The organism is Sandarakinorhabdus oryzae, from assembly GCF_009733735.1.
In the GTDB taxonomy this organism is placed as follows: domain Bacteria; phylum Pseudomonadota; class Alphaproteobacteria; order Sphingomonadales; family Sphingomonadaceae; genus Sandarakinorhabdus; species Sandarakinorhabdus oryzae.
Genome location: NZ_WNJP01000152.1, coordinates 1 through 6,485, shown reverse-complemented (window position 1 = coordinate 6,485; position 6,485 = coordinate 1). Strand labels below are relative to the sequence as shown.

General features: G+C 68.2%; 3 protein-coding genes and 1 tRNA gene. 3 read left to right on the top strand and 1 reads right to left on the bottom strand.

The window, feature by feature from the left end; translation table 11 throughout:
- From GJ693_RS12700 to GJ693_RS12690, 3 genes are all read left to right on the top strand, one after another.
- Positions 1–870: efflux RND transporter periplasmic adaptor subunit (locus tag GJ693_RS12700; protein ID WP_156256660.1), on the top strand; the 870-nt coding region annotated here is incomplete at its 5' end.
- Positions 867–3,995, top strand: a complete 3,129-nt coding sequence (locus GJ693_RS12695) for an efflux RND transporter permease subunit (RefSeq protein WP_235902875.1) — start codon at positions 867–869, stop codon at positions 3,993–3,995. The genes GJ693_RS12700 and GJ693_RS12695, both read left to right, overlap by 4 nt.
- A 180-nt stretch (positions 3,996–4,175) precedes the next feature.
- Positions 4,176–6,158 (top strand): S9 family peptidase, encoded by a 1,983-nt coding sequence (locus GJ693_RS12690; protein WP_197042178.1) that lies wholly within the window; start codon positions 4,176–4,178, stop codon positions 6,156–6,158.
- A 29-nt stretch (positions 6,159–6,187) separates the two neighbouring features.
- Here GJ693_RS12690 and GJ693_RS12685 read toward each other — a convergent pair.
- Positions 6,188–6,272: transfer RNA gene (locus GJ693_RS12685), tRNA-Leu, on the bottom strand.
- Positions 6,273–6,485: the final 213 nt, after the last annotated feature.

The following is a 6,485-nucleotide window of genomic DNA, read 5'->3' as shown; positions in this document are numbered from 1 at the left end:
GGGGCACCGGTGGCGGCGCGGGTGACGGCGGTGCTGGCCGATATCGGCCAGCGTGTCGGCGCCGGCCAGGCGCTGGCCCGTGTCGATGCGCCCGATCTGGCCCAGGCCACGGCCGATCTGATCGAGGCGCGCACCGCGTCTGACCTCAAATCCCGTGCCGCAGCGCGTGCCCGCGAACTGCTCGCCGGCGGTGCCATCGCCGCCCGCGACGCCGAATCCGCCGAGGCGGAATCGCGCAACGCCGCCGCTGAATTGGCGCGCGCCCGGAGCCGCCTGCAATCGCTGGGCGGTGCCAGCGGCACGGCGCTGGCACTGACCGCGCCAATTTCGGGTGTCGTGCTCGATCGCCAGGTCGAGCCGGGCCAGCAGCTCACCGCCGGCCAGGGGCCCTTGTTTACCGTCACCGATCCCACCAGGCTGTGGCTGCTGATCGATGCACCTGAAACCGCCATTGGCCGGCTGCGCATCGGCCAGGCCATCAACTTCGATGTGGATGCCTGGCCCGACACGCATTTTGCCGCCGCGGTCGACAAGATCGGCCTCGCCGTCGATCCCGCCACGCGGCGTGTGCAGGTGCGCGGCCGCGTCGACAATCGCGACCTCAAGCTCAAGCCCGAGATGTTCGCCCGCGCCCGGCTGGTCGCCGATGATGGCCTGATGGGCCTGCGCATTCCCAACGCCGCGCTGTTCGAACGCGGCCTCAACAGCTTCGTCTTCCGCCAGGACAGCCCCGGCGTGTTCCGCCGGGTGCAGGTGAAGGTGGCTGTGCGCGGCGAACAGACGAGTTGGGTGAGCAGCGGGCTGAAGGCCGGCGACAAGGTGGTGGGCGAAGGCGCGCTGTTGCTGAACGCGCAACTGGGTGACGAATGATGCTCGAACGCCTGGCGCGCTTTTCCACCACCAGCCGGCTCTTCGTGTTCATCATGACGGCGGCGCTGGTGATCATCGGCGTGCGCGCCGCATTGAACCTGCCGATCGAGGCCTTCCCCGACGTGCAGGACACGCAGGTGGTGGTGATCACCCAGCAGCCCGGCCAGGCCCCCGAAGAGGTGGAGCGCGCCGTCTCGCTGCCGATCGAGCGCGCGCTGGCCGGCACGCCGGGCGTGACCACCATGCGTTCCGTCTCCATCACCGGCCTGTCGGTGGTGACGTTGATCTTTGCCGACGGCGTTGATGATTATTTCGCCCGCGCCCAGACGCTGGAAAAACTGCGCGATGCCGATCTGCCTGCTGGCGTCGTGCCCAGCCTGGCGCCGCTGTCTTCGGCGGTGGGCGAAGTCTATCGCTATGTGCTGGAAAAGCCGGCCGACATGCCGCTGCGCGACACGCGCGCCATCCAGGACTTCGTGGTGCGCCCGGCACTGCGCATGGTGCCCGGCGTCGCCGACGTCACCACCTTTGGCGGCGCGCTGAAGCAATATCAGATCAATGTGCGCCCCGATGCGCTGAAGCGCTTTGGCGTCACCCTGGCCGATATCCAGACGGCGGTGGGCAATGCCAACAGCAATGTCGGCGGCGGCCTGATGCAGCGCGGTGACGAGGCCATGGTGGTGCGCGGGCTCGGCCTTTACCAGGCGCCCGACGACATCGCCAACACGCTGGTGAAGGCCGACAACGGCCGCACCGTGCGCGTGGGCGACCTCGCTGATGTCAGCGTGGGCGATGCCAGCCCGCGCTCCGGCATGGTGGCGCTCGATCGCGAGCCCGACGTAGTGGAAGGCATCGTGCTGATGGTGCGCCACCAGAATGCCGCCGATGTGGTGAAAGGCGTGCGCGCCACGGTTGACCAACTGAACGCGCGCTTTGCCATGGATGCCAAGCGCGAGGGCCGCCCGGCGGTGCAGATTCGCCCCACCTATCAGCGCACCCGCCTGCTCGATCGCACCATCGAGACGGTGGCCGAAAATCTGGCGGTTGGCGCCGCGCTGGTGTCGGCCATCCTGCTGATTTTCCTGCGCAACTGGCGGGCAGCGCTGGCGGTGGCGCTGCTGATCCCGCTGGCGCTGCTGGCCGCCTTTGCCGGCCTGTTCCAGCTCAATGTGCCGGCGAACCTGATCTCGATGGGCGCGGTCGATTTCGGCATCATCATCGATTCCGCCGTGGTGCTGGTCGAGGCGCTGATGGTGGCGCTGGCGGTGGAGACGGCCGCGCACGGCGGCCGGCTCACCTCTACCCAGAAACAGACGACGCTGCGCACCACGGTCGGCGATCTGTCGCGGCCGATCCTGTTTTCCAAGGCCATCATCATCATGGCCTTCGTGCCGATCTTCACCTTCCAGCGCGTGGAAGGAAAGATGTTCTCACCGGTCGCCCTCACCCTCAGCCTGGCGCTGCTGGCCGCGCTGCTGCTCACCCTCACCTATCTCCCGGCGATCCTGGCCCTGCTGATCGAGCGCTATGATTTTGCCGAGAAGCATCTCGCCTGGATGGACTGGCTGCGCGACCATTATCGCGGCCTGCTCGAACGAGCCGAGCCGCGCCGTCGCCAAATCGTGGCAGGCGCCGTCGCGCTGCTGCTGGTCACGGGCCTCGCCGTGCCGCAATTGGGCACCGAGTTCCTGCCCAAGCTGGACGAAGGCAATATCTGGCTGACCATCCAGCTCACCCCATCGGCGGCGATGACGACGACACGCGGGGTGGAGGCGCGCATCCGCCAGATCATGCTGAGCTATCCCGAAGTGCGCCAGGTCTCCAGCGAGACCGGCCGCCCCGACGACGGCACCGATCCCAAGGGGCCATCATCGCTGCAGATGCTGATCGACCTGCAGCCGCGCGACATGTGGCGGGCGAAGTTCCCCACCAAGGAAGCGCTGGAAAACGATATGCGCCGCCGCATCGCCGTGATCCCCGGCGTGCCGACCAACTTCAGCCAGGCCATCGAGGACAGCGTGCAGGAATCACTTTCGGGCGTGAAGGGCGACATCTCGATCAAGATCTTCGGCGACAATCTGGCCATATTGGAACAGCTGGCCGACCGCACCGCCAAGGTGGTTTCGGCGGTGCCGGGCGCGGCCGACGTAGGCGCACTCAAGGTAGGCGGCCAGGCCGAGGTGCGCGCTGTGCTCGATCGCACCGCGCTGGCCCGGCTGGGGCTGAACAGCAATGATGCCAACCAGGTGATCGCGGCGGCCTTTGGCGGCGCCACGGTTGGCAGTGTCTATGAAGGCGACCGCGTGTTCGACATTGTCGCCCGCTTCACCCCCGATGCGCGCGGCGCTGTCGATGATCTGGCCTCCCTGCAGATTCCGCGCCCCGGCGGCGGCAGCGTCAGCCTTGGCGACGTCGCCCATATCGAGGTGCGCATGGGCGCCAGCCGCATCAGCCGCGAAGCCGGCGGTCGCAACGTGGCGGTGAAGGTCAACGTGACCGGGCGGGACCAGGGCGGCTTTGTCGCCGAAGCCCAGAGCCGCGTCGCCGAAGCGGTGAAGCTGCCGGCCGGTTACCGCATGGTCTGGGGCGGCCAGTTCGAGAACCAGCAGCGTGCCCTGAAGCGGCTGGCTGTGATCGTCCCGCTGGCGCTGCTCGGCGTGTTCGCCCTGCTGTTCGGCGCCTTCCGCTCAATCCGCTCGGCCGGCCTGATCCTGGCCATGATCCCCTTCACCCTGGTCGGCGGCGCCGCAGCGCTCGGGCTGGCTGGCCTGCATCTCTCGATCTCGGCGGCGGTTGGCTTCATCGCGGTCGCCGGCATCACTGTCCAGAATGGCGTCGTCATGCTCGAACATGTCATGCAGCGCTTTTCCGATGGCGATCCGGCCGAAAAGGCGGTGCTGGAAGGCGCGGTGGACCGGCTGCGGCCGATCCTGATGACCGCCCTGATGGCCGGGCTGGGCCTGCTGCCAGCGGCGCTTTCCACCGGCATCGGATCGGAAACCCAGCGCCCGTTCGCCTGCGTGATCGTCGGCGGCATCGTCTCGGCCACGGCCTTCATGCTGGTGCTGCTGCCGCTCGGCCTCAACCGGCTGGTGCACCACGCCGATCCGCCTGCGGCAAGCTGATCGGGGCCGGCGGCACCCCGGCCTTGCAAGGCGCGTTCATCCCTGCCACCTCATCGGCAACAGAGGGGGACAGTGATGTTGGACAGGCACCGGGGACAGGTTTGGGCTGCAGTTGCCGTGGTCCTGGCGCTGTTGCCGGCGAGCCGCACCGCCGCTGCGGAGGCCGCCGCGCCTGCGGTCATGCAGCCCGCCCAAATGGTGGCCATGGCCAGCGTCGCCAACCCGCGCCTTTCCCCCGATGGCCGGCGCCTGGTCCATGAACAGACCCGCGCCGACTGGCAAGCCAATCGCATCATCACCGATCTGTGGATCGTCGATCTGGCCAGCGGTCAGACCCGCCCGCTCACCCGTGGCAAGGGCTCGGCCGGCGAGGCGGCCTGGTCAGCCGACGGGCGCTGGATCGCCTATATGTCTGACGCCGGCGAGAAGGACGGTCGCCAGTTGGTGGTGCTGCCGGCCGAGGGCGGCGAGCCCGTCACGCTGACCAGCGCCCCAAGCGGAGTCACCGCGTTCCGTTGGTCGCCCGACGGCAAAAGCATCGCCTATCTCGCGGCAGGCGAGCGCCCGGCCCGGCTGACCGTGCGGGACAAGGCGTTGGGCGGCTTCCGCATCGTGCGCGGCGACCATGTGCCGGTGCAGGTCTGGCTGGCTGACGTGTCCGCGGCCCTGTCGGGCGCCAATCCCGCGCCGCCGCCCCGAGCGCTGACGCCAGCCGATGGCCCCAGCGTAACCAGCCTCGATTTTGCGCCCGACGGCCAGCGCATCGCCTTTGCCGCGCAGGCAACGCCCGAACTGGCCACCGGTGAAACCAGCGAGATTTACACCGTCGCCGTGGCGGGTGGGCCGGTGCAGCAGCTCACCCGAGGCGGCGGCCCCAACACGCAGCCGCTCTGGTCGCCCGATGGCAGCTGGATCGCCTTTGCCACCGTCGACGGCGCCAGGAACAGCTTCTTCGCCAACCACCGCCTGGCCCGGGTGCCAGCCACCGGCGGCGCGATGAGCGTGCTGACAACCGGGTTCGACGAGGATGCCAACCCGGTCGCATGGCACGCCGACGGCCTCTATTTCAGCGCCCGCGCCGGCACCCAGGCCGGCCTGTGGCGCATCGCGCCCGACAGCGGCGCGATCAGCCGGGTTGATCTGGGTCCGGCCAGCATCGCCACTGGCTTCAGCCGCTCAGCCGACGGATCTGCACTGGCCTTCGTCGGCTCTGCGGCCAACCAGGTGCCTGAAATCATGCTGGTGACCGGCGGCCAGACCCGCAGCCTCACCCACATGGCCGATCAATGGCAGGGTCGGCCGCGATCGCAGCGGGAGGTGATCAGCTGGACCTCTGCCGATGGCACCCGCATCGAGGGCATCCTGCAAAAGCCCGCCGATTACGATCCCGCCAGGCGATACCCGCTGATGGTCATCATCCACGGCGGGCCGACGGGGATCGATCTGCCCGACGTGCGGCCCGATCGCTATTATCCGGCCGAATGGTTCGTCGCCCGCGGCGCGCTGGTGCTGCGCCCCAATTATCGTGGCTCGGCCGGTTATGGCGCAAAGTTCCGGGCGCTCAATTACCGCAATCTTGGCCTTGGTGACCATCAGGACGTGATCGCCGGGGTCGACATGCTGGTGCGCCAGGGCCATGTCGATCCGGCGCGCGTCGCCTCGATGGGCTGGAGCCAGGGCGGCTATATCTCGGCGTTCAACACCACCTATTCCACCCGCTTCAAGGCGGTGAGTGTTGGCGCCGGCATCTCGGACTGGCTGACCTATTATGCCAACACCGACATCACGCCCTTCACCCGCCAGTATCTGGGCGCAACGCCGTGGCGCGACCCTGATATCTATCGCCGCACCTCGCCGATCACCTATGTAAACAAGGCGCAGACCCCGACACTGATCCAGCACGGATCCAATGACGCGCGGGTGCCGATCGCCAATGCCTATGAATTGCGCCTGGCATTGGAAGACCGCGGCGTGCCGGTGAAGATGGTGGTGTATGACGGCTTTGGCCACGCCATCAACAAGCCGCGCCAGATGGTGGCGGTACTGGCCGAGAACATGGCCTGGTTTGGCCACCATATCTGGGGCGATCCGCTGCCGGCCGATCTCGACCCGGGGCTGCCCGCCTATGCAACGCCCGAGCCCGACAAGGACAAGACGCCATGAACGCGGCCAGCAATTGATATGGTCGGTGGTGGTGCCCCTGGCCGGACTCGAACCAGCACGGATTGCTCCATCCGATTTTGAGTCGGACGCGTCTACCAATTTCACCACAGGGGCACTGTGGCGCCGGTTAGCGCAAGCCGGGCGGCAGGGCAATCGCCGGATCGCGGGTTTTGACAATCCGCGGGCATGGCCGCATGGGAAGCGCTATGCGACCACCCCGCAAGCCTTCCGGCCCCGGCCGCCCGCCCGGCCGTTCGCCAGACCGCCGGACTGACCGCCCGCCTGGCCGACCAACCGCCCGCCCTGACGGCCGCCCTTCCCGTCCCG